The organism is Acinetobacter lwoffii (assembly GCF_024129435.1).
GTDB classification, from domain to species: domain Bacteria; phylum Pseudomonadota; class Gammaproteobacteria; order Pseudomonadales; family Moraxellaceae; genus Acinetobacter; species Acinetobacter lwoffii_F.
In genome coordinates this window covers 131,926-154,343 of the sequence record NZ_JAMXXN010000004.1, presented here as the reverse complement: position 1 = coordinate 154,343, position 22,418 = coordinate 131,926, and the positions used below count along the sequence as shown (strand labels likewise).

Below are 22,418 nucleotides of genomic sequence, written 5' to 3'. Positions count from 1 at the left end.
CTCCCCCTTTGAAAAAGGGGGATCGAGGGGGATTAAAATTTTTAATTTCCTTCTCTTGCACTTTAATTCAAAGCATTGCTTTGAATCTCGCTCAGGGAGGAGGCTAGGTGGAGGGGCTTTTAAAATAACCTCTTCCTTGCGAAGCCGTGCTTCTCATCTCCTAGAAGGTGAGGGAGCTTCCCCCTTTCTAAAGATGGATTTAATTTTTAGCTAATCCCCCCCAGCCTCCCTTTTAAAAGGGAGGAGCTAAAAAGCAATAAAAAAGCGCCATCAGGCGCTTTTTTATTGCTAAGGTTTATCGTTTCACGACGATAGAATCGATCCCGCTATTTTGTAAGGTTTGCTGCGCGATAATCGCAGCTTCTGCAGAATCGTAAGGGCCAGAAACCACGCGATACCAGACTTTACCATTTTCTACACTGCGTACCACATCAGCAGATAAACCATTGAGAATAATTTCGGCGCGGCGGGCATCGGCCTGATCTGGATCATCAAAGCTGCGCACTTGCAGAATATAACTGGCCGGAGCGGCAACAGGTGCTTCACTGGCTTCTAAACCAGGTTCAGTCGTCGTCGCTTCAGGTGTAGCCACTTCAGGTCGAGGCGCTTCTACAATCACTACTGTATCCTGATTTTTGTTTTCAGGGACGGCCTGTTCAGGAATCGGCGTCACTTGTTGCTGTGGCAACAGATCATAAAAACGGTAATCTTTATTGGTATCTTCTTCTTGGACAGATTCAGCACTTGTTTGAGTTTTCGGTTTAACCGGTTCCCATGGCTTCCAGAGCATCAGTGCCATCAAAAAACTTAACACGATTAAAATGATCACGAGTGTGCCGAGCCAAGTTGGAATAAGTGGCTTTTTAGGCTTATTCGGTCTTTCAGATACACCGCGCTGCGTTTTTCCAAACACTTGGGATTTTCCTCTTATTAATCGGGACATATAGAAAAGGCATAACAGCAGTTATGCCCTTACTATCACTTCATCCTATGTGATCAGGATACAAAAGTCATCCTCTAGATCACAAATCACACAGAATTTTAATTTATCTATATCTTCAAGCACATAGCTGAAGTTACAAAATGTCTGCTCAGCAGATAAACGGCAATGTTTTGCTTAAATGCTCACTTCGAGCTTAGCTCTTGTCTTGCATCAATGTAAAAGCAGTGCTTTACATTTCTGCTTCGAGCCTAGCTCTCGCCTTGCGAGCATGCAAAACAGTGTTTTGCTTACATGCTCTCAGGTGCAGACACACCTAAAAGTTCTAAACCGTTACGCAGTACTTGACGTACGTTCACTGATAACAATAAGCGTGCTTGGGTCAATTCAGCATCATCACCGAGTACTTTATTGTCGTTGTACCAGCCGTGGAACAATGCTGCCAGCTCTTTCAGGTAGTTACCGATTTGATGCGGCTCATAGCTGTTTGCAGCACGGACCAGAATCTCTGGATAGGCCGCCAGCTTGGCCAGGATTTCAGTTTCAGCATCCAGCTCCAGTTTAGCCGCTAAATTACGTGCCGCTGTAGCATCAAAGTTGACGTTGGTAGACGCTGCTTTTTCTAACATACGGCAGATACGGGCATGTGCATACTGGATGTAATACACTGCATTGTCTTTGCTTTGTGACACAGCAAGATCAAGGTCAAAATCAATGTGCTGTTCAGACTTGCGCATTACGTAGTAGAAACGAGCGGCATCATTGCCGACTTCTTTACGCAGGTCACGCAAGGTCACGAACTGACCTGAACGAGATGACATTTGTACCATCTCGCCGCCACGCCATAGGCTCACGAACTGAACCAGAAGAACCGTTAATTTTTTCGAGTCATAGCCCAACGCATCAATGGCCGCTTTTACACGTGCGATATAACCGTGGTGATCCGAACCCCAGATATCGATGATATCGGTATAGCCACGTTGTAACTTGTTCAGGTGATAAGCGATGTCAGATGCGAAGTAGGTGGTCTGACCATTACGGCGTTTTACGACACGGTCTTTTTCATCACCGAATGCAGTGGATTTAAACCAGATGTTGCCATCCAGTTCATACAGGAAACCACGCTGGTCTAAAGTCTGTAAGGCTTCTTCAATTTTGTCTGTCAATGATTCTTCGCTGAACCATTGATTGAAGGTTACACCAAACTCGCCGAGGTCATCTTTAATATCATCTAAGATTGCTTTAAGCGCGGCTTGCAAGAATACGCGGTAGCCTGTGCCAATTAACGCTTGTGAATTAAAGATCAAACCATCAATGTGTTTTTCTTTATCACCAGACAATACGACTTTATTGCCATCAGCATCTAATTCGGCTGCAAACTGTACATCTTCAGGCACATCTTTATACACGTCGGCCACAGGACGGACATAAGCATCGCCATCCTGGTCAATAATGCTTTGTGCAATTTCTTTTACGTAGTCACCCTGGTAGGCATTTTTCGGGAATACCAGTTCCTGACCCGTTAATTCTAAGTAGCGCAGATAAGTCGAAGTCGCCAGAATGTCCATTTGACGGCCAGCATCGTTGACATAGTATTCACGGTCGACTTTGGCACCGGTCGCTTCAAGCAAATTCGCAACCGTCATACCATATGCAGCACCACGACCATGACCTACGTGCAGGCTAGAGGTTGGGTTGGCAGAAACGAATTCAACCTGAATACGTTTGTCAGCATTGACCTGGGTACGGCCATAAGTTGCCTGTTGTGTCTGAATTTGATCGAGGACTGCAAAGCGCTGGTCGGCATTCAGGAAGAAGTTAATAAAACCAGGACCGGCAATTTCTGCCTTGCTGATATCTGCCACTTCAGGCAGGGCAGCAAGAATTTTTTCCGCTAAATCACGTGGCTTCATACCCGCAGCTTTCGACGCGATCATGGCAATATTCGACGCAAAGTCACCATGGCTTCGGTCTTTGGTACGCGTCAAATTACTTGTATTGTTCCAGTCAGATGGGAGTACGCCTTGTGCCTGTAAAGTGTGCACTGCATGATCGAGAGCTGCTTGTATTGCCGTATTCATAATCAGTCGAAAATAGAGATCGCAGAAAAACAGCAAATATAGCAAATTTCAGGCTGTTTAGGTAAAAGCATTTCTAGGGAATAAAAAGTAGAGGATCACTTTGTCAGAAGCTTTTGACTAAAGAAAGGGAAAATCAACGGATTAATCCCATGAAAATAAAACCAGTTTTTAGCTCAACATTTCAGATGAAAAAAACAATGCTTCACCGTACAGAATTTGGCTTATATTAGTCATCTGAAAACAGTAAAAAGAGCATGTCGTGGCTGCATCACAACGTCCGACCATTATCGGTCATATTCCTAAACTTCCTGCAAAATGTGCATTGATTATTGTGCCTTTTATCCTGTCCTGCCTGATGAGTGGCATTATTTCCATGATCAATATGCTGCGCAATCTTGGCTGGATTGAGGGATTTATGGCACTCTGGTTTCATAACTGGATGATTTCCTGGGCGATTGCTTTTCCGATTGTGGTGACCTTATTGCCATTCGTACGCAAATTCACTGGGCTGTTGGTGGATATGTCCGGACCTCAGCCACCCAAATGATCATTTTTTAAATCTTAAATTTGATCTGGCTGGAGTCAATTCTTGGGCATTTTAAAAGTGGGGCTGTATGGGGCGAATAGCATCATTTTTAAATTAAATGCTCCACCGCCGCCCGGATGATCCCGAGCACCAGACCGATACAGGCACCGACCACGACCCCATTGACCCGGATCATATGCAGGTCACCGCCGACTTCGTTTTCAATCTTATCGATCATCTCGCTTGAATCCCATTCGTGAATGCGCTCGCTGATAAAACGAATGACTTTTTCACTGTACTGGTCACTCAGGTCAACCGCAATTCCGCTGAGACGTTTATTCAGCAGCTCACGTACCGAGGCATTTGAGATAATATTTTCTCCGACCTGTTGAATGGCAATTCTAAGATTCTCTGCAATACCCGAATCAGGTTTTTGCAAGTCTTCCTTGATCGCATCACATAAAATCACCACCGCACCACTGATAAAATTCAGTACCTGTGGACTATCTAATAAGGCATCTTTGGTTTCATTCAGACGCTGGCTGGCTTCACTGTCATTATCTGCCAACTGTAACATCCAGTTATGTCCCATGTTCTCAATTTTAAGTCGCCATGGATGATCTGGATCGGCCAGCATGGCTTCAACGCGCCCGATTACGGAATCAATACTGCGTTGCTGCACGTCAATCCCGATCCAGCTGGCACCTTTGGCCAGTTTCCACACGCCCATTTCCTTAAACAGGTTACGGGTCAGCTCGCGGGTTTGTTCAGGATGCGAGGTCATCCAGGCATGCACCACATCCAGTCCGCGCTGTAGCACATCCTGATGGAAATCATTGTCCAGAACGGCATGCAGCATTTCACTGGCTAAGGTATTGATCTGGGTATTTTTGACCCATTGCACGCTGTTGCTCTGGATAAATCCGGCAATCTGTTCCTGTCCCACAAATTCAAAGATTTTAGGCACCGTCTGCTGGATGACCTGAGTCACTTGGGCATTATTTTGTGGATTGGCTAGCCAGCGTCCCGCGGCTAGACTCAGGTCAGTACTGTCCAGACTGCGTTGTACAATTTGCGGAGAAAGAAAATTTTCCTGCACAAAACGGCCCATTGACTCTGCAATACGGGCCTTGTTACGTGGAATGATCTCGGTATGGTCACGTAAAAACTTGGGAATGGGCAATCTGCCAAAAGGGTTACGAAACAGCACAGTAATCGCATACCAGTCCGCCAGACCACCGACCACACCCGCTTCTGCCGAGAGCATCAGAATATGAATGAGCCAGACATATTCAGGTAACAATTTGGCTGCAACCATCAATGCCAACCAGGTCAGTACGGCGACCACCAGGGCGATGGTCGCGAAACGTTTACTGCGTTGTAAGCTCGGGGAGATACGCTCTGTCTGCATAGATCATCCTGTCAGGAGGGATTGGCCGGTTGCGGTTGCAGCACTGCACCGGATGGACTTAAACCATATTTAGCCCCAAGTGACTGTAAAATCAAGCGGGCATCAAAGGCATCTTGAGGTGCCTGATTGGCCTTGAAGCATTCAATGGTATAGGCCACTTGGGCAGGATCCAGCGTCACAGTATAAGGACGGTCATAGAATGGGTCTGGCCAGAACCCTGGATATCGACGGTAATACCCGTACGGATAAAAGCTTGGTGCCGGATAGACGATGGCCTGCCGTGGAGGTTGTTGACTACGGTTACTTGGATCATTCAGTACTCTGAAGAACTGAAAGCCATTTTGTACGGTAGTCTGTGCGGCTTTGAGCAGGGTAATTTCTTCAGCTGTGCCAAAGCTCATATTGGGACGGGCCTGAAAGCTGATACGGTAAGTGTTGCTATTGAGGGGAGTGGTACTGTAGCGACCTAACTGATCAAATGTTAAGGGCTTTGATGGTGTGGTTGCACAGCCGGTCAGGCTGATGGCAGCAATCACACTCAATCCCAGTAGCATGTTTTTCATGTTCGATCTCCTGATGCAATGATCCAGTCCAGACAGCCGGGCTTAAAAAATCTTAAAAACTGCTATCGGGCTGGGTCAGGAAAGTAAGTTCTTCATCGGTCGATGCACGACCCAGAATCTGATTCCGGTGCGGATAACGTCCAAAGCGGTCAATAATGACTTTATGCTTTTTCTCAAATTCCAGATTGGTCTGATTGCCCAGACGCTGAAACAGTTTTAATGCGAATTCATGAATCAGTTTGGATTCGCTGTGCATAAATGGCATATATAGAAAGGCACGTTGTTCCGGACTGAGTTGTTGATCCAGGTTCAGGCTGATGGTTTCCTGAGCCAAGGCCAGTGCCAAACTGTCTTGGGCAAAAGCTTGGGGAGAATCACGGAATAAATTTCGTGAAAATTGATCCAGGACAATAATTTCGGCCAGCCGGCCTTCTGCTGTTTTACGCCAGCCCCAAAGTTCAGCCCGGGCTGCTTGCTGATGGGTGCTCATGAACTGCTGCGCAATACTTTGGTCGAATTCATGGCTTTGGCTAAACCATAAGGGCTGGCTGTCTGCATGAAACCAGAAGTCTAAAATATCTTGATAATTCATAATATTTACAATTCATTAGCATCTATTTGTTAATAAAATCACAAATTTTCCATGTCTTATAGAGGAAGTTTGTGTTAAAAATTTGCCAAATTAAAAATCAATGGTTTGCCTGAAAACTAGGCAGCCTGTCATGTGCCGGCATGAAATCACGTTATACTGATTAAACCGATGATTTTAATTTAATAATTTAGCCCCCTTAAGCGAGATTGTAATGAGTCAACCTGAATCGACTTCCCCAAATGTATTACCAACCTGGGTCGAGTCGTCACTCATCAAAGGCATGTTGCGTGGTATCGAGCGTGAAAGCTTGCGTATGCAAAGTGATGGTTTCCTGTCACAGGCAGCGCATCCTCGTGCCTTGGGTTCAGCCTTGACTCATCCACATATCACCACAGACTATTCCGAAGCGTTGATGGAGTTTATTACTCCGCCACAGGACAGTATTAAAAAAGCGCTGGACTATCTCAGCGATATTCATGCGATTGTGCATCGTCATCTGGAAAATGATGAAAAGCTCTGGCCTTTGTCGATGCCGTGTATGCTGGACAGTCGGGATGACAGCATTCCGCTGGCACAATATGGCAGCTCGAATATCGGTTTATTTAAAACCCTGTATCGTCGTGGTCTAGGTGTGCGTTATGGTCGCCGTATGCAGACGATTTCAGGCGTGCATTACAACCTGTCTTTCCCGGACCATCTGTTCGAGGCACTGCAACAGCAGGAACAAGATGAAGCACTCAAAGCACTGAGCTTGCAGGATTATCGCAGTCATCGCTATATGGGCCTGATCCGCAACTTTATTCGTCTGACCCCACTGGTGATGTTCCTGATCGGGGCCAGTCCGGCGGTCTGCCAGTGCTTTATGACTGGCCGTGATCATTTCTTGCTGCCATTGGTCAAAGGTACCTTGTATTCGCCTTATGCGACTGCACTGCGTATGGGACGTTTTGGTTATCAAAACTCTGCGCAGAAACAGCTCGGTATTCACTACAATAATTTGCAGGACTATCTGGACGGGCTGCAAAAAGCCGTCAAAACGCCGTATAAACCGTTTAGCCGTTTGGGACTAGATGATGCCAATGGCCAGCCGATCCAGATCAATGATCATGTGCTGCAAATCGAAAATGAATATTACAGCTTAGTGCGCCCGAAACAGGTGCCGCTTGCAGGTGAAACGCCGTCACAGGCACTGGAAAATCGTGGGATTGCCTATGTCGAGCTGCGTGCAGTCGATGTCAATCCATACAGCCCGATTGGCATTAATGAAGATACGGCCGGCTTCCTCGAAGTCGTAGCCTTGTACTGTTTATTGCAGGACAGTCCGGCGCTCCTCAGCAATGAACAGGATATTATTGAACAGAATCAGGCTGAAGTAGTGAACCGCGGCCGTGCGCCAAATGCGGCAATTATGGAAAATGACCAGTCTTATCCGATTGAAGATTGGTGTGCCATGCATTTGCAGCGTATGCATCCCCTGGCCAAGCTGTTAAATTCAGCCTACGACAGTACTCTATATACTGATGCTTTAAAAACCATGATGATCCGGGTCGATGAAGTCGATGCCACCTTGTCTGCTCTGGTGGTCGGGGATACACGTGAGCAGGGCGGTATGTGGCATTTTGGCCAACATCTGGCCCAACAGCACAGCAGTGTCTATGAAGAACATCAGCTCAGCCCGGAAACCCTGGCTTATTTTGAAGAAATGTCACAAAAGTCATTGCAGCAGCAACAGCAACTCGAGCAAGATAGCAGCGTCAGTTTTGCTGATTATTTAGCCCAATATCGATAAAAAAATAAGAGGATTCACCATGCAATGGGGTTATCGCTTCGTGAGTGGTATGTTGTTTCTGGCTGCTGTCATCGGCATGGCATTTGCCTTATATCTTGAGCATGTACAAGGTCTGGCGCCTTGTCCGCTCTGTGTGTTTCAGCGTGTTGGATTAATCGGACTCGGGATCATCTCACTGATCGCATTCCTGCATAATCCCGCATCCAATCTCATGAAGCGGCTATATGCCTTGCTGGGTTCGCTCAGTATTTTGTGGGCTGTGGGCGTGGCTGCACGTCATGTCTGGCTACAGAACCTGCCACCGGATCAGGTGCCGAGCTGTGGTCCCGGTCTGGAATACTGGCTGGAAACCCTGCCGATGCAGTCTGTACTGCAACAGGTCTTAAATGGTTCAGGGGAATGTGCCGCGATTGACTGGACCTTTTTGGGTCAATCCTTGCCTGTCTGGTCTTTGATCTTTTTCAGTATTTTATTGTTGATTAGTCTGTGGCAACTACTGCGTAAATATAAAAAGGCACCGGTTAAACGACTCAGAGATAAATATTAATTCCATATTTAATAAAAAAGCCCTCAATCGAGGGCTTTTTTATTTTGCTGAAGTTCAGGTCAGGGCAATGCCTTCCAGACTGTCCAGATCCATCACATATTCATGAATCTGATCAAAGGCTTCATCTTCTATACTTGGATAGAACCAGCGCGCCACCTGCTCGGCCACCAGCGGATGATACTGAATTTCAAAATGGTTCAGGCCGTAGAAAATCGCCTTGTTTGCATCCGGGACTTTGAGCTGGAAACGCGGATTGGGGTGCTCGCCCAAAGCACTTTTAATACTGACCAGATAATCGCCAATCACATGTAAGGTCTTGTTCTTGCGGTTTTCAAACTCGATGGTACCGGCGACCAGATAGGTATCGATATGCGAGGGAATTGGGGCAGGTTTACGGTGATCATCCATAAAGCCGATCCGAAGTGGATTATGCTCCCAGTCATCATCCCGGACGCTGCCATGGCGCAAATCCAGAATACCGTTACTGCGAATATTGACCAGATGGCCAAGCAGCCGGATCAGTGGAAAATGTCCAAGTTTGTCCTGCAAGCTAAAGCCAAAACGTTCCAGTACTGCACCATGATGCGGTGAACCCAGACAGACCAGATTTTCCACCATATTGACCCAGCTATAGACATTCTGCTTGCCATAAAACAGCGCACTACGAGAGACCAGACCACCCATGCTATGCCCGATCAGGTCAATACTGGTAATTCTCGGATTGCGAGCAATCAGATCCTGTAAGGTATTCGCCAGACTTCGACCATTGGCAGAAATCCGGCGTCCAGTATTGTAATTCAGGTAGAGCATGGTATTGCGGTCGCGCTGCGCCAGTAATTTTGCCCCAATGCCTTCATATTTGCGATTTGACCAGTCTAAATGGTTCATGCATAAGCCATGTACAAACAAAGTAATACGACCGCTTAGCTCACCTTTTTGCAGCGAGCCATAATGGTCATAGATCACCATCGGCAGGGCTAGAGGGTTTTGATATTTCAGCAGATAATCCCCGATAATACCATTTAAGACACTGACCAGAAAATGCAAGGAAGGTGTCAGCGGTTTATTATGCAGTTTAGGAAAGCGTTCAATAATCTGGCGCAAAGCAGGGGCAATCAGGGTATTGCCGTAATGAAACAGCATGTCATAAGACATTTGATAGAGCCGCACAATCGACGGAATATTCTGAATTTTTTCAGAATTATTTTCACTTAAACCGAAAATACTCATTAAAATTTCGCGTTGAATACTCTTGATCAGCTCCTGGATCACATCGTTAAAGCGCATCGTTACCAGCTGCGCCAGACCTTCCAGTACATCGGCCTGACTCGGCGGGGTTCGGTCCCATCGACAATAGGTTTCATGTAACGGTGTCAAACTTGGCATCTGATCCTGTCCTTTCAATGAGCCGCATATGGTGCCATCTTTCTTTTTAAAGAACTTCGCGGTATAAATTCTTTTTCTTGTTGAGTTTCCGGATTTTGAGGGCCTCAGCTTAAAATAACGAGAATGAGAAAAGATTTTGGGCTTTTTTGTCAGACAATTTAAGCAATTAACTGGTCTTATAAAGTAGTGTACTTCACATTATTTAAATTAAATTTTGATGATTGATGGGTTTTTTGTTGGTAGTTCATGAATATCATTTATTTGCATGGTTTTAAGAGTAATTCCAACTCGATCAAGGGGAAATTGCTGCAACATTACTGTGCAAAGTATCCTGAAATTCAGGTACATTTACCCGATTTAAACATGTCACCGAACGCTGCCATTGCGCATGTTTCTGAACTGATTGAATCGATGCATAATGTGGCATTACTGGGCAGTAGTCTCGGCGGATTTTATGCGACACATCTGGTCGCACAGCATGCTGTGCCTGCTGTACTGATCAATCCGGCAATGCGACCATGGCAACTGTTTCGTGAACTGTTTGACGAGCAATTGCCTTATCAAGTACATCCAAACTGGTGTCTGGATGAGGCAGATCTGGTACAACTCCAGCAATTGGCCCTGCCTGTTGCACAAGATGCAGACAAAATACTGGTTCTGCTGCAACAAGGCGATGAAGTTTTGGATTATCGTGAAGCACATCGTTATTATAGTGCTGCGCATCCCCCTGCAATGCTGATGACTGAAGCCTATGGCAGTCACGGGATGGATGATTTTGCGGAGAAAATTCCGTTCGTCTTACAGTTTTTATTGGACTGCATAAAAAAGGAAACCGAATAACGTGTCTCAATATACGGCTCAATCTCTTGAAGTTTTATCTGGTCTGGATCCGGTCCGTCGTCGTCCGGGCATGTATACCGATACTTCTCGTCCCAACCATTTGGCACAGGAAGTGATTGATAATGCTGTCGATGAGGCACTGGCAGGGCATGCCAACAAGATTACCGTCACGGTCTATAAAGATGGTTCTTTATCAGTCGAAGACAATGGCCGTGGTATGCCGGTGGATATTCACCCTGAATATGGCCAGAGCGGTATTGAAATTATCATGACCAAACTGCATGCCGGCGGTAAGTTCAGCACCGATAATTACCAGTTTTCCGGTGGTTTGCATGGCGTTGGGATTTCAGTGGTCAATGCGCTTTCGACCCGGGTAGAGGTTGAAGTTCAGCGTCAGGGCAATCTGTATAAAATGGCCTTTGAAAATGGCGAACCGGTTGCACCGCTTGAAGTACTGGCAGGTAAGGCACCGAAACGGGTATCAGGAACTACTGTACAATTCTGGCCTGAAGCCAAATATTTTGATTCTCCTAAATTTGCCCTCAAAGCTTTAAAACATAATCTCAAAGCCAAAGCTGTTTTGGCGGCGGGCTTACAGATCAACTATGTTGATCAGATCAATGATGAAAAGATCACCTGGCAGTTTGAAAATGGTCTGGTTGATTATTTGATGGACGAGCTGGAAGACCGTGAAATTATTCCGGCACCGGCGTTTGTTGCCACAGGCGATGCGGAACGTGCCAGCGCAGAATTTGCAATTTGCTGGAATGTCGAAGGGGGTGAAAGCGTCCAGGAATCTTATGTCAACCTGATTCCGACCGCACAAGGCGGAACGCATGTGAATGGTCTGCGTTCAGGCGTCACCGATGCGATGCGTGAATTCTGTGAACTGCGTAATTTGCTGCCGCGGAATATGAAACTCTCTGCCGAAGATGTCTGGGACGGCGTCAATTATATCCTGTCGCTGAAATTTCAGGAGCCGCAATTCTCAGGTCAGACTAAAGAACGTCTATCGAGCCGTGAAGCAGCTGGAATTGTGCAGAATATTGCCAAAGATGCCTTTGCATTATGGTTGAACCAGAATTCTGATATCGCCATGCAACTGGCAGAAATGGCCATTTCCAAAGCCGGTCGCCGTCTCAAAGCAGCGAAAAAAGTAGAACGTAAGAAAATTGTCGCGGGTCCAACCTTGCCGGGGAAACTGTCGGACTGTGTAGGCCATGATCTGGATCAGTCAGAACTGTTTATTGTGGAAGGGGATTCTGCGGGTGGTTCGGCCAAGCAGGCGCGTGATAAGAACTTCCAGGCGATTATGCCAATTCGTGGAAAAATCCTGAATACTTGGGAAGTCTCTTCTGACGAAGTTCTAGCATCGCAGGAAGTACACAATATTGCGATTGCCATTGGCGTTGATCCGGGTTCGGATGACTTGTCTGAACTGCGTTATGGCAAGGTCTGTATCCTGGCGGATGCCGACTCGGATGGTTTGCATATCGCGACTTTGCTGTGTGCCTTGTTTGTAAAGCATTTTCCTACACTGGTCGAGGAAGGGCATTTATTTGTAGCGATGCCGCCATTATTCCGTATTGATGACAACAAAGATGTGCATTACGCTTTGGATGAAGACGAACTGAATAGCATCCTGAAAAAATGCAAAACCAAGAATCCGCAAATTACCCGATTCAAGGGTCTGGGCGAGATGAATGCCAGCCAGTTGCGTGAAACCACACTGGATCCAAACACGCGCCGTCTGGTGCAACTGGACTTAGATGATGCTCATCATACTGCAGGTTTATTGGATAAACTCTTGGCAAAAAAACGTGCCAGTGACCGTAAAGACTGGTTAGAGCAAAAAGGCAATCTGGCAGATTTGGTGGTTTAAACTATCGAATTTAAGCAATAAAAAATCCCGCGCTTGCGGGATTTTCTGTTTTAAAACAGTGCAAAAATTATTCAAAATACTGCACTTTATTTGTACATCATCTTCTATCTCACTTCCGCCATGCTTTCATTGCTCTTTGCGCGACCTACTTAGAATTAAGCTCGGATACAGTATTTAAATACAGGTTTAATTCTTTTTAGTATTACTAAATCAATGATTCATAATACAAATAATGAGATCGGTTAAAGTAAATTTTTTTATTTTTTGAAGCCTTGGCACAGAAATTGAATCACTCCATCCAGATGTACAACAAGACAAGCATGAAAAATGCACCATTATAAAGTTTGGAGAAAAATCTGATGTTCCAACGCAATTTATTTTCAAAAAGTATTTTAGCCGCAACCATGGCAGGGGCTGTTGCATTAACGGGGTGTTCAAAATCTGCTGAAAAAGCAGGAGCCCCGGCCACAGAAAGCAAAGTCGCAGATAGCGGCGATACGATTAAAGTCGGGATCCTGCATTCCTTGTCAGGCACGATGGCAATTTCTGAAACTTCACTGAAAGACACGGCCTTAATGGCGATTAAGGAAATCAATGATAATGGTGGGGTACTGGGTAAGAAACTGGAACCGGTGGTGGTCGATCCAGCATCAGACTGGCCGCTGTTTGCAGAGCAAGCACGTCAGCTGATTACCCAAGACAAAGTCGCGGTAATTTTCGGTGCATGGACGTCGGTGTCACGTAAATCGGTATTGCCAGTGGTTGAAGAGCTGAATGGCTTATTGTTCTATCCTGTACAGTACGAAGGCCAAGAACAATCCAAAAATATTTTTTATACCGGTGCTGCGCCTAACCAGCAAGCCATTCCAGCCGTGGAATACTTGATGAGCGAAGAGGGCGGCAAGGCTGAGCGTTTTGTCCTGCTCGGTACAGACTATGTGTACCCACGTACCACCAACCAGATTTTACGTGCGTTCTTAAAGTCTAAAGGCGTGGCCGATGCTGACATCATGGAAGAGTACACGCCATTTGGTCACAGCAACTATCAAACTATTGTGGGTAATGTGAAAAAATTCGCAGCCGGTAAAAAGACTGCGGTGATCTCGACCATTAATGGCGACTCCAACGTGCCGTTCTACCGTGAACTGGGTAATCAGGGTATTAAAGCTTCTGAAATTCCAGTCATGGCATTTTCAGTGGGTGAAGAAGAACTGCGTGGTATTGATACCAAGCCATTGGTCGGTCATTTGGCATCATGGAACTATTTCATGTCAGTGAAGAATCCGGTCAATACCGAATTCACCAACAAAATGAAGCAGTATGCGGTGGAATTCAAACTGCCAAATGCTGACAAACTGGTGACCAATGACCCAATGGAAGCGACCTATGTCGGGATTAATATGTGGAAGCAAGCCGTTGAAAAAGCAGGTTCTACAGAGGTCGATAAAGTCCGTGAAGCGATGGCAGGTCAGGAATTCAAAGCACCATCGGGCTATACCCTAAAAATGGATGCAAGTAACCATCACTTACACAAGCCAGTCATGATTGGCCAGATTCGTGGTGATGGTCAGTTTGATGTGGTCTACAAAACATCTCAAACTATTCAAGCAGAGCCTTGGAGCCCGTACATTCCTAAATAATACCTATCTTTTGCCTGCTACAGCCGTAGCAGGCATCCTCTGATTTTTTTCTTACTCTCCACGGAAAACTTCCAATGGAATAGGGGTGTATATAATGAATATTCGTGTGAATATCGCCACTATTTTTCTGTTGTGTATACAAATATTTTGTATGCAAATGGCAACAGCAGAAACCTCTTTACAACACAATAATTCAACCATAGCGATACAACCACAAGATGCGATTCAGCAATTTGTGCAAGGTGATTTTGCTCAACGTCGTGCTTTACTCAATCAATGGCCAGGCAGTATTGAACAGTTAGATCAGCTTGCAGAATATGTTGAAAACGACCAGCTTTATAGCGATTCTCAAGGACAAACCTATATTTTAGAAGCCGATGATCAGTTGCTCAGTTATCCAAGTTTAGATGTCGTTGCAGATTGGCCAAGTGACCTTGCACAAGTCACTTTGGTGAATACCTTGCGTAAAGCACTGACCTTTGGTTTGGCACAAAGCAAGTTGAAGTCGGATGATGCCTCTGAGCGTTTAGAAGCGATTGATATTTATGAAAGCAATCTTGCAGAACTTGATATAGCACATATCAATGCGCTGTATTTAAAAGAACAAAACAATAAAGTCAAAGCCCGTTTGGCTCAGTTGAAAGCCCGTCTGGATTATCAAAACTCAGATGTGCTCGTCAAAATTCAAGCCGCAAAAATTTTACAAGATTCTAATCGTCCTGATGTCTTGGCGATGATCGACAATGAGTTGGCACAGCCGAATTTACATCCTGAACTGAAAACGGCTTTGCTTGAAGCGAAAAACAGTATTAAAACCCGTATTCAAGCCAGTGAATGGACAGGACATTTATTTTCAGGTTTAAGTACCGCCAGTATTTTGTTGCTTGCTGCACTGGGTCTTGCGATTACCTACGGTTTGCTCGGTGTGATTAATATGGCACATGGCGAGCTCATTATGATTGGCGCCTATACCACTTATGTGGTGCAAAGCCTGTTTAAAAGCTATTTGGGCAGCTATGTTGATTGGTACCTGATTGCCGCGATTCCTGCTGCATTTGTGGTCAGTGCGCTGATTGGTATGTTGATTGAACGCACGGTGATTCGTCCGCTATATGGTCGCCAGTTGGAAACCTTGCTTGCCACTTTTGGTGTCAGTCTCATTCTGATGCAACTGGTACGGATGACTTTTGGTGCGCAAAATGTCGAAGTGTCGAATATTTCATGGCTATCAGGCGGGATTTCTATCACGCCCAGCTTAATGCTGCCCTATAACCGCATTGCCATTATTGTTTTTACCATCGCAGTGCTTCTACTGCTGGTTTATCTGCTTAATAAAACCCGTTTTGGTCTGTTCGTGCGTGCAGTCACGCAAAACCGTCAAATGGCACGTGCAGTCGGCATTCGTTCAAGTCGTATTGACATGATGGCCTTTGGTCTCGGTTCAGGTTTGGCAGGACTAGCCGGATGTGCTTTGGCACAAGTCGGTAACGTCGGGCCGGATTTAGGGCAAAACTACATTATTGATGCCTTCTTGGTTGTAGTTGTCGGTGGTGTAGGTCAGGTGTGGGGTGCAGTCCTTGCAGCGCTTGGTCTGGGTATTAGCGGTACCGCCTTGGAAATTGGCATTGGTGCGGTACTGGCAAAAATTGTTCTCTTGGTGCTTGTGATTTTGTTTATTCAAAAACGTCCACAAGGTTTGTTTGCCATCAAAGGCCGTTTCGTGGAGTAAGCACATGAAGATGACACAATTATTATCCGATAAACCGCATAGCGGTATTGCCACTGCCGTGTGCTTTGCCATCTTATTGGCATTGCCATGGCTACATTTATTACCTGCCGATTCAACCCTGCATTTATCTGCTTATTGGGTCACTCTGATTGGCAAAATCATGTGCTTGGCCTTGGTCGCCTTGGCGCTGGATTTAGTTTGGGGCTATGCCGGAATTTTAAGTTTGGGACATGGTTTGTACTTTGCCCTTGGCGGTTATGCCTTTGGGATGTACCTGATGCGCCAGTCTGCAGGGGATGGCATTCCGGACTTTATGCGTTTCTTAAGCTGGACCGAAGTGCCCTGGTTCTGGGTCGGTACAGAATATTTCCTCTGGTCGCTGGCACTCGTAGTGCTCGTGCCAGGCATTATTGCCTTTATTTTTGGTTTCTTTGCCTTCCGCTCGAAAATCAAAGGTGTGTATTTCTCGATTATCACTCAAGCCATGACTTTTGCCGCTGCATTACTTTTCTTCCGTAATGAAACCGGCTTTGGTGGAAACAACGGCTTTACCGGTTTTAAAACCATTTTAGGTATGGACATTACCTCGGCATCGATGCGTGCGAGTTTGTGCTTTATTACCGCATTGGTGTTGTTGCTATGCTTTATCGGTTTACGTCATTTAATGAATAAACCTTATGGCCGTGTGTTGGGGGCGATTCGTGATAGCGAAAATCGTCTGCAATATTTGGGCTATCGCACGCTTTGGTACAAGCTCTCTGCTTGGGTACTTTCTGCGGTGATTGCAGGGATTGCAGGCGCGCTGTATGTGCCGCAAGCAGGCATTATTAATCCAAGTGAAATGAACCCGGTGAACTCGATTGAAATGGCGGTGTGGGTGGCAGCAGGTGGTCGTGGCACATTGATTGGGCCATTGCTGGGTGCAGGCGTCATCAACGGGGCAAAAACCTACTTTACCGCAGCATCCCCTGAAGCATGGTTATTAATTCTAGGTGCCCTATTTATTGTGGTGACCATCTTCCTGCCAAAAGGCATTATTGGTCTGTTTGACCGTTTTAAGAAGGGAGCGTAGCGAATGAGCGAAATCCTGCAACCTCATGGTGGTCATGCCGCTGAAGGCTATGGCCGTCCTAAAGAACAAGGCGCGGATTTTACCCATGGTATTGCGCTGTATTTAGAAAAAGTCAGTGTTTGGTTTGATGCCTTTCGTGCCTTAAACGATTTGTCGCTTTATATAGAAGAAGGCGAATTACGCTGCATCATTGGGCCGAATGGGGCAGGTAAAACCACCTTAATGGATGTGATCACGGGCAAAACTCGACCAACCGAAGGCACGGCATTTTTCGGTCAAAATTACGATTTAGCCAAAATGAGTACCGAGCAAATTGCCGAAGCAGGCATCGGGCGTAAGTTCCAAAAGCCAACCGTGTTTGAAAATTTCACGGTTATGGAAAATCTGCTCCTTGCTGCACCCAAAGATAAACGGGTGAAAAAGAGTTTCTTTAGCAAGCTTAATCCTGATGCGCAAAATGCGTTGGATGAGTCACTTGCGCAAATTCGTTTGCAAGAGTTCGTCAATAAACCGGCAGGCTTGTTGTCACACGGTCAAAAGCAATGGTTAGAAATCGGCATGTTGCTGATGCAACGCCCAAAACTGATTTTACTGGATGAGCCTGTAGCAGGGATGACCGATGCCGAAACCGAACGCACGGCGGAGTTGTGTTTAGAACTCAAGAAAAACCATACCCTTGTAGTAGTCGAGCATGACATGAGTTTTATTGACACCATTAGTGAAAAAGTCACGGTATTGGCACAAGGCGCAATTTTGGCAGAAGGCACATTGGCAGAAGTACAAGCCAATGAAGATGTCATTGAAAAATATTTAGGACGTTAAGGAGACAGCAATGTTAGAAGTCAAAGACGTCAATCAATTTTATGGTGGCAGTCATATTTTGCGTAATGTGTCCTTTACTGCACCTGTGGGTGAATGCTCGGTGGTACTTGGGCGTAATGGTGTGGGTAAAACCACACTGCTTAAGTGTTTGATGGGGATTTTACCGATTAAATCTGGGCAAATTTTATTGGATGGTAAAGACATTTCCAAGTTCAGTCCTGAACAGCGTGTCCGTGAAGGTTTGGCTTATGTACCACAAGGTCGCGATATTTTTTCAACGCTGACGGTTGAGGAAAACCTCCTGATTGGCATGGCGAAATTTAAAGGGGCGAAAACTCGTAAAGTGCCTGAGCATCTGTATGAAATTTTCCCTGTTTTAGATGAAATGAAGCATCGCCGTGGGGGGGATTTATCGGGTGGTCAACAGCAGCAACTTGCTATTGCCCGTGCCTTGGCATCTGAACCTCGTGTGCTGATTTTGGATGAGCCGACTGAGGGTATTCAACCCTCAATCATTAAAGATATTGGTCGAGTCATTCGTAAACTTGCTGATGGTGGTGAAATGGCGATTGTGTTGGTGGAGCAGTTCTATGACTTTGCAGAAGAACTTGCCGATGGTTATACCGTGATGGCACGTGGGCAAGTGGTGGCGCAAGGTGTGGGCAGTGAAATGCCGGGGAAGGGGATCCGGGAGTTGGTGACGATTTAATTCTTTAGCTCCTTCTCCCTCAGGGAGAAGGCGGGGGATGAGGGTTTATCTTTATTTACATCTCCCTAAACCTCTCCTAGAAGGAGAGGGAAAAAGCTTCCCTGAGCAAGATATAAGCACTGCTTTATATCGAAGCGTAAGAAAGGGAGGTTTGGAGGGATTAAATTTTAAATCTCCTCTTATCAAGCAGAGCTTCTCATCTCCTAAAGAGAGAGGGGAATTTTTTTTGAATAATGGAGGAATTAGATTTCTGTATTTTCATTTCATAAAAAATAGCCGCCGTACTGACTTGGATGGTATTCACCACCGATGGATTTGCCTTGGTCAGTTAAAAAATGTTTACCCGTGTCATTCAGCTTTAAAAAGCCTTTATCCACTAACTTTTCAAGTAAATCTGCTGTTTTAATTTTATATTTGGCAGCCAGTTTGGAGGTGGTCAATTTACTAAAGGCATTAGCTTCTTGATCAGTTTGACCTAAATCCTCAGTGTTCGGATTAGCTTTGACTTCATCTAAGCTAATCCGGACTTCTTCGCTAATCCGAATAATACGCTGCGCTTCTTCATACGCATCTTTAAAAACTTCATCATCTTCATACTTACGAACTGAAATGCCCATTTCATTGTTATTGACCTAGCTAAATTCATAGAGGTTTAAACTGGAAATAATACATTCCGATTCATTCGGATAGCACTTTGCATGCAGGTTTTTGCAGAAACTCAAACGAACATAGTCCAGTTTTTGAATCCATTTAATTTCTTCAGGATGCAAATCACTTTTGCCATAGACAATGCGAACATCAATTTTTAACCGGTCTTTGTCTTCTAATAATTCTTTAATACGGTCATTGAGACGCAAATACGGACTGATTAAAATTAAACGTTCTTTGGCATTTTTGATGAGTTCTTCTAAGAAAAAATTGGTTGCACTGGTATTTAGAAATTTAGCCATATTTTCCCTGTAATATTTTGAATATTATGTTTGTTATAGGGCAATAAGATATCGCTGAATCGGCAATCACTCAACCTTTAAATATAGACCCTCTGCCGAGACATTATGTCCAAAACCGCAATTAGTATAAGGTGTTTCTTTTACATCAGTTTGCTGTCCTATTTTTGGATCAAATTTAAAAGTTAGATCAATTTTGCAATCCTGAAATTGATACTGTGCTTGGCTTTTATTTAAAGCCATAGAAGTTTCAAAGTCTCCTACATTAGGACCGTAAATCAGACTACGTAACCCCATATAATAACCTTCGAAATCAATTTCATATGCATTTTTTACTTTCTGAACTGTAATAGTATCCCATGCTCCATAGCCCGCGTAACGTACATATTTTCCCGCCAAGTTAGCACTTTTTTGAGGAGTGGGAAGCTGTTTCAAATTAAACTGGCTACTTTGGGCTTCAGGATAGACAGAAAACCAGGCGCGTGCCCATTGCGGCTTTCCAAGCTTGGCATAACTTAAACCGACATTGTTAAACGCCGTAGTGATATCGCGTTCGGAAAAAGCTGTACCGCCATCTTCTACATTCATCGCACAAAAGGATGACCATGCGGCTTGTTGCTCAAATTGCGCTATGGCCTTTTGATATTGTTTTTGGTCGTAGAATTTTTTGCCATTATTTGCATAGCTTGGCACTTTGCTACAGCCTGAACGGAGCTCTTTTTCAAAGTCTGAATCAGCAAAAGTGAGCATACTTAAACTTAAAAGACCAATAGACAATAGAGATTTATACATGGTGTTATTCAGTATGATTTTGAGCTGAATAAAACATAACCGCTAGTATAAGTAAATAGAACTTGTGCTTATTAGACTGGATAACAACAAAATATCGTGATGGCCAAGTATTAAAAAGCTGAAGAGGAGTGTCCAGAAAGCAGTTCTGGAATAGCTTTAAACTAAGAATGAATCAAGCTTGATCCAGATTGATTTGTAAGAGGACCAAATCACGCCAGTGCCCAAACTTCTGTCCGACTTGTGGCATATAGGCAGTTTGAACGAAACCCAGTTTTTCATGCAGACGAATTGATGAGGTGTTTTCAGAATCAATCGCCGCGACCATGATATGCAGTTTCTGTACTTGAGCCTGTTCAATTAAATACCGCAATAATTTAGAACCCAGACCTTGCCCAGCATAATCCGGATTTAAAAAGATGGAATGTTCTACCGTCTGTTGAAAGCCCTGAATACTACGAAACTGATCATAACAGGCATAGCCAGTAACGACTTTATTTTGAGTATCTTCAACCACAAAAACCGGGAAATTCTGATTTTTAAGCTGCTTAAACCAGATTTTGAAATAGTTCAAATCAAAGGCTGTTCTGTTCCAGGTCGCGGTACCATAGAGTACTTCCTGATTATAAATCTCGAGGATGGTTTCAAGATCATGTTCGGTCGCAGGTCGAATGTCAAAATCAGGCATATTTTTGTTCTAGTAGAGGTGAGCTGAAATCACAGTTTAAAAAAAAAGCAGAACCGGAGTTCTGCTTTCGATCATACATCAATTAGAAATGATATTTCACAAGTGCGCTGACATTGTTTTCGTCTTGACTTTTAAGACCAAACTTATTGTTCCACACTGAATGTTCAACACCGAGGTATAAACGGGTATCTGGAGAAATGTGTTTGCCCGCATTCCATTTCCACTGTGTAGTCCAGTTTAACTCGCTTGCTTGAGCGTCTTTTTCAGCAGTTGACCAATCAAGGAAGCCATCTACAAGAAAATCTTCAGCACCCAGTTTAAATGGCACACCATAGGTAAGCGTCATTTGATAATCGTCTTTATTGCCAAACACTTTTTCATTGTTTGCACGATAAAGATTTAAGCTTGCATATTGAAAGTATGGGATATCAAGGTCAAAGCCCACGCCATATAGGAAGTTATCAGCATTATCTGAACCTTCCCACGTTGTTGAAATAAGCACATCTTTCACTGGACCAAAGGCAAGTTTTTGGCCTGTAACTTCGCTTAAGCTTAAACGTGGTGATAACTCAAAGTACGTACTTTTAACATCATCGCCACCGCGCAGACGATCCATAAAGAAGAATACATCTGCATATTTAACTTTTGCAGCATATTCAACAGTTAAAGTAGTTTGCTGATCGTCTACAACTTCATAGTTTTCACCATAAAGACCTGTAACGCTAAAGTCCTGCCAAACTGGTTTTGCTTGGGCAAATACAGCAGTTGAAGCTAATGCACAAAGTGCCGTAAGTTGTGTAAATTTCATTTAGATCTATCCCCCCGAGAAAGCAGAATAAGCATACAGATTAATAAGTAAAAATAAAGTTAAAAGTGATCGCTAACTTAAATATATTTCAGCTCTCATGAGTTGAATGCAGACGATCATTTTGCTCAGTTTTCATTGTCTTTCGCTGAGGCTTTTCTAAAGCATTATTTTTTTAAATAAAGTTGAATATTTAGTGCCTTAAAAGACTGAATGTATAACTAAAAATATAAAATCACTTCAATTCAGGATGATGAGTTTAGAGAAACAGTAAAAATAGGGGGGAATATACAGATTGTTTAGTAATTAATTTGAGCCTGAGGCTGAATAGCTTTGTTCTGTTTGTGTAATGAAGCTACTTTTAAAATCTCAAATGATGGTCGTTTTATAAGCCTGTTCTCAACCTCTTCAAGTGAGATTGATCGGTCTTATATTTCAATTGAAAATCATTTTTTCAAGTTGTTATTTTCGAATGAAGAAAGAGTATTTTTCCTGGTTCTGCACAAGCAACTAAACAATGATAAAGCATATGATCTCTTCAGGACTGTAAGGCTGACTAGGAGCTGATCTTATAAGATAAATTATTAGGTAAAAGTGAGCTAATTTCCATAAAAAAATACTTTTAATTTCTCTTTTTTTAGGTTTTCTGGTCGAGTGTTA

The 22,418-nt window shown here is 44.3% G+C and carries 19 protein-coding genes and 1 pseudogene; 10 read left to right on the top strand and 10 right to left on the bottom strand.

Annotation, left to right across the window (positions count from 1 at the left end; translation table 11 throughout):
* Nucleotides 1-295: 295 nt before the first annotated feature.
* Nucleotides 296-913, bottom strand: coding sequence for an SPOR domain-containing protein (locus NI455_RS04295; protein ID WP_005245641.1), 618 nt, complete (start codon nt 911-913; stop codon nt 296-298).
* Between the two features lie 317 nt (nt 914-1,230).
* On the bottom strand, nt 1,231-3,021 hold the full coding sequence (gene argS, locus NI455_RS04290; protein WP_253112612.1) for an arginine--tRNA ligase: 1,791 nt from the start codon (nt 3,019-3,021) through the stop codon (nt 1,231-1,233).
* 259 nt (nt 3,022-3,280) lie between these two features.
* On the opposite strand from argS, the gene NI455_RS04285 reads away from it, so the two are divergent.
* A complete protein-coding gene (locus NI455_RS04285; RefSeq protein ID WP_253112610.1) occupies nt 3,281-3,568 on the top strand; it encodes a DUF2798 domain-containing protein in 288 nt (95 codons plus the stop codon).
* A gap of 88 nt (nt 3,569-3,656) precedes the next feature.
* Here NI455_RS04285 and NI455_RS04280 read toward each other — a convergent pair whose 3' ends face one another.
* Genes NI455_RS04280 through NI455_RS04270 form a run of 3 tightly spaced genes read right to left on the bottom strand, consistent with a single transcriptional unit; the run spans nt 3,657 to nt 6,113 of the window.
* A complete protein-coding gene (locus NI455_RS04280; RefSeq protein ID WP_253112608.1) occupies nt 3,657-4,958 on the bottom strand; it encodes a DUF445 domain-containing protein in 1,302 nt (433 codons plus the stop codon).
* Between the two features lie 11 nt (nt 4,959-4,969).
* Nucleotides 4,970-5,521 carry a CC0125/CC1285 family lipoprotein gene (locus NI455_RS04275; protein ID WP_253112606.1) on the bottom strand — a complete coding sequence of 184 codons (552 nt, stop codon included), beginning with the start codon at nt 5,519-5,521 and terminating at the stop codon, nt 4,970-4,972.
* Nucleotides 5,522-5,573: 52 nt separating this feature from the next.
* Nucleotides 5,574-6,113 carry a DUF924 family protein gene (locus NI455_RS04270; protein ID WP_253112604.1) on the bottom strand — a complete coding sequence of 180 codons (540 nt, stop codon included), beginning with the start codon at nt 6,111-6,113 and terminating at the stop codon, nt 5,574-5,576.
* Between the two features lie 211 nt (nt 6,114-6,324).
* On the opposite strand from NI455_RS04270, the gene gshA reads away from it, so the two are divergent.
* A complete protein-coding gene (gene gshA / locus NI455_RS04265) occupies nt 6,325-7,902 on the top strand; it encodes a glutamate--cysteine ligase (RefSeq protein WP_253112602.1) in 1,578 nt (525 codons plus the stop codon).
* A 19-nt stretch (nt 7,903-7,921) separates the two neighbouring features.
* Entirely contained in the window at nt 7,922-8,449 is a 528-nt protein-coding gene (locus NI455_RS04260) for a disulfide bond formation protein B (protein WP_247143252.1), read from the top strand.
* A 54-nt stretch (nt 8,450-8,503) separates the two neighbouring features.
* Here the strand turns inward: NI455_RS04260 and NI455_RS04255 are convergent, their stop codons facing one another.
* On the bottom strand, nt 8,504-9,835 hold the full coding sequence (locus NI455_RS04255; protein WP_253112600.1) for a GPI inositol-deacylase: 1,332 nt from the start codon (nt 9,833-9,835) through the stop codon (nt 8,504-8,506).
* A 246-nt stretch (nt 9,836-10,081) separates the two neighbouring features.
* Here NI455_RS04255 and NI455_RS04250 point away from each other — a divergent pair, with 246 nt between their 5' ends.
* The 7 genes from NI455_RS04250 (at nt 10,082) to urtE (ending at nt 18,529) form a co-directional block, all read left to right on the top strand.
* Complete coding sequence (locus NI455_RS04250) at nt 10,082-10,675, top strand: YqiA/YcfP family alpha/beta fold hydrolase (protein ID WP_005245646.1); 594 nt, start codon at nt 10,082-10,084, stop codon at nt 10,673-10,675.
* A 1-nt stretch (nt 10,676) separates the two neighbouring features.
* Nucleotides 10,677-12,557, top strand: coding sequence for a DNA topoisomerase IV subunit B (gene parE / locus NI455_RS04245; protein ID WP_004281275.1), 1,881 nt, complete (start codon nt 10,677-10,679; stop codon nt 12,555-12,557).
* Nucleotides 12,558-12,916: 359 nt separating this feature from the next.
* Nucleotides 12,917-14,197, top strand: a complete 1,281-nt coding sequence (gene urtA, locus NI455_RS04240; protein ID WP_253112597.1) for an urea ABC transporter substrate-binding protein — start codon at nt 12,917-12,919, stop codon at nt 14,195-14,197.
* Between the two features lie 94 nt (nt 14,198-14,291).
* Entirely contained in the window at nt 14,292-15,926 is a 1,635-nt protein-coding gene (urtB, locus tag NI455_RS04235; protein ID WP_253112594.1) for an urea ABC transporter permease subunit UrtB, read from the top strand.
* A 4-nt stretch (nt 15,927-15,930) separates the two neighbouring features.
* Nucleotides 15,931-16,998 carry an urea ABC transporter permease subunit UrtC gene (gene urtC / locus NI455_RS04230; protein WP_253112590.1) on the top strand — a complete coding sequence of 356 codons (1,068 nt, stop codon included), beginning with the start codon at nt 15,931-15,933 and terminating at the stop codon, nt 16,996-16,998.
* A gap of 3 nt (nt 16,999-17,001) precedes the next feature.
* On the top strand, nt 17,002-17,820 hold the full coding sequence (gene urtD / locus NI455_RS04225) for an urea ABC transporter ATP-binding protein UrtD (RefSeq protein WP_253112587.1): 819 nt from the start codon (nt 17,002-17,004) through the stop codon (nt 17,818-17,820).
* Between the two features lie 10 nt (nt 17,821-17,830).
* The gene (urtE, locus tag NI455_RS04220) at nt 17,831-18,529 is read left to right on the top strand and encodes an urea ABC transporter ATP-binding subunit UrtE (protein WP_253112584.1); all 699 of its coding nucleotides are present in this window, start codon (nt 17,831-17,833) and stop codon (nt 18,527-18,529) included.
* Between the two features lie 263 nt (nt 18,530-18,792).
* Here the strand turns inward: urtE and NI455_RS04215 are convergent.
* From NI455_RS04215 to NI455_RS04200, 4 genes and pseudogenes are all read right to left on the bottom strand, one after another.
* Nucleotides 18,793-19,479: pseudogene (locus NI455_RS04215) on the bottom strand (phospholipase D family protein).
* A gap of 66 nt (nt 19,480-19,545) precedes the next feature.
* Nucleotides 19,546-20,268, bottom strand: a complete 723-nt coding sequence (locus NI455_RS04210) for a hypothetical protein (RefSeq protein WP_253112581.1) — start codon at nt 20,266-20,268, stop codon at nt 19,546-19,548.
* 172 nt (nt 20,269-20,440) lie between these two features.
* A complete protein-coding gene (locus tag NI455_RS04205) occupies nt 20,441-20,953 on the bottom strand; it encodes a GNAT family N-acetyltransferase (RefSeq protein ID WP_253112578.1) in 513 nt (170 codons plus the stop codon).
* A gap of 82 nt (nt 20,954-21,035) precedes the next feature.
* Entirely contained in the window at nt 21,036-21,761 is a 726-nt protein-coding gene (locus NI455_RS04200; RefSeq protein WP_253112576.1) for an outer membrane protein OmpK, read from the bottom strand.
* Between the last annotated feature and the right edge of the window lie 657 nt (nt 21,762-22,418).

Excerpts from the sequence above, each read along its gene's own strand:
- urtB (WP_253112594.1), top strand. The coding sequence starts at position 14,292 with ATGAATATTCGTGTGAATATCGCCACTATTTTTCTGTTGTGTATACAA.
- urtA (WP_253112597.1), top strand. The coding sequence starts at position 12,917 with ATGTTCCAACGCAATTTATTTTCAAAAAGTATTTTAGCCGCAACCATG.
- NI455_RS04205 (WP_253112578.1), bottom strand. The coding sequence starts at position 20,953 with ATGCCTGATTTTGACATTCGACCTGCGACCGAACATGATCTTGAAACC.
- NI455_RS04255 (WP_253112600.1), bottom strand. The coding sequence starts at position 9,835 with ATGCCAAGTTTGACACCGTTACATGAAACCTATTGTCGATGGGACCGA.
- gshA (WP_253112602.1), top strand. The coding sequence starts at position 6,325 with ATGAGTCAACCTGAATCGACTTCCCCAAATGTATTACCAACCTGGGTC.
- NI455_RS04275 (WP_253112606.1), bottom strand. The coding sequence starts at position 5,521 with ATGAAAAACATGCTACTGGGATTGAGTGTGATTGCTGCCATCAGCCTG.
- NI455_RS04260 (WP_247143252.1), top strand. The coding sequence starts at position 7,922 with ATGCAATGGGGTTATCGCTTCGTGAGTGGTATGTTGTTTCTGGCTGCT.
- urtE (WP_253112584.1), top strand. The coding sequence starts at position 17,831 with ATGTTAGAAGTCAAAGACGTCAATCAATTTTATGGTGGCAGTCATATT.
- argS (WP_253112612.1), bottom strand. The coding sequence starts at position 3,021 with ATGAATACGGCAATACAAGCAGCTCTCGATCATGCAGTGCACACTTTA.
- urtC (WP_253112590.1), top strand. The coding sequence starts at position 15,931 with ATGAAGATGACACAATTATTATCCGATAAACCGCATAGCGGTATTGCC.
- NI455_RS04270 (WP_253112604.1), bottom strand. The coding sequence starts at position 6,113 with ATGAATTATCAAGATATTTTAGACTTCTGGTTTCATGCAGACAGCCAG.
- NI455_RS04250 (WP_005245646.1), top strand. The coding sequence starts at position 10,082 with ATGAATATCATTTATTTGCATGGTTTTAAGAGTAATTCCAACTCGATC.
- NI455_RS04280 (WP_253112608.1), bottom strand. The coding sequence starts at position 4,958 with ATGCAGACAGAGCGTATCTCCCCGAGCTTACAACGCAGTAAACGTTTC.
- urtD (WP_253112587.1), top strand. The coding sequence starts at position 17,002 with ATGAGCGAAATCCTGCAACCTCATGGTGGTCATGCCGCTGAAGGCTAT.
- NI455_RS04210 (WP_253112581.1), bottom strand. The coding sequence starts at position 20,268 with ATGTATAAATCTCTATTGTCTATTGGTCTTTTAAGTTTAAGTATGCTC.
- NI455_RS04200 (WP_253112576.1), bottom strand. The coding sequence starts at position 21,761 with ATGAAATTTACACAACTTACGGCACTTTGTGCATTAGCTTCAACTGCT.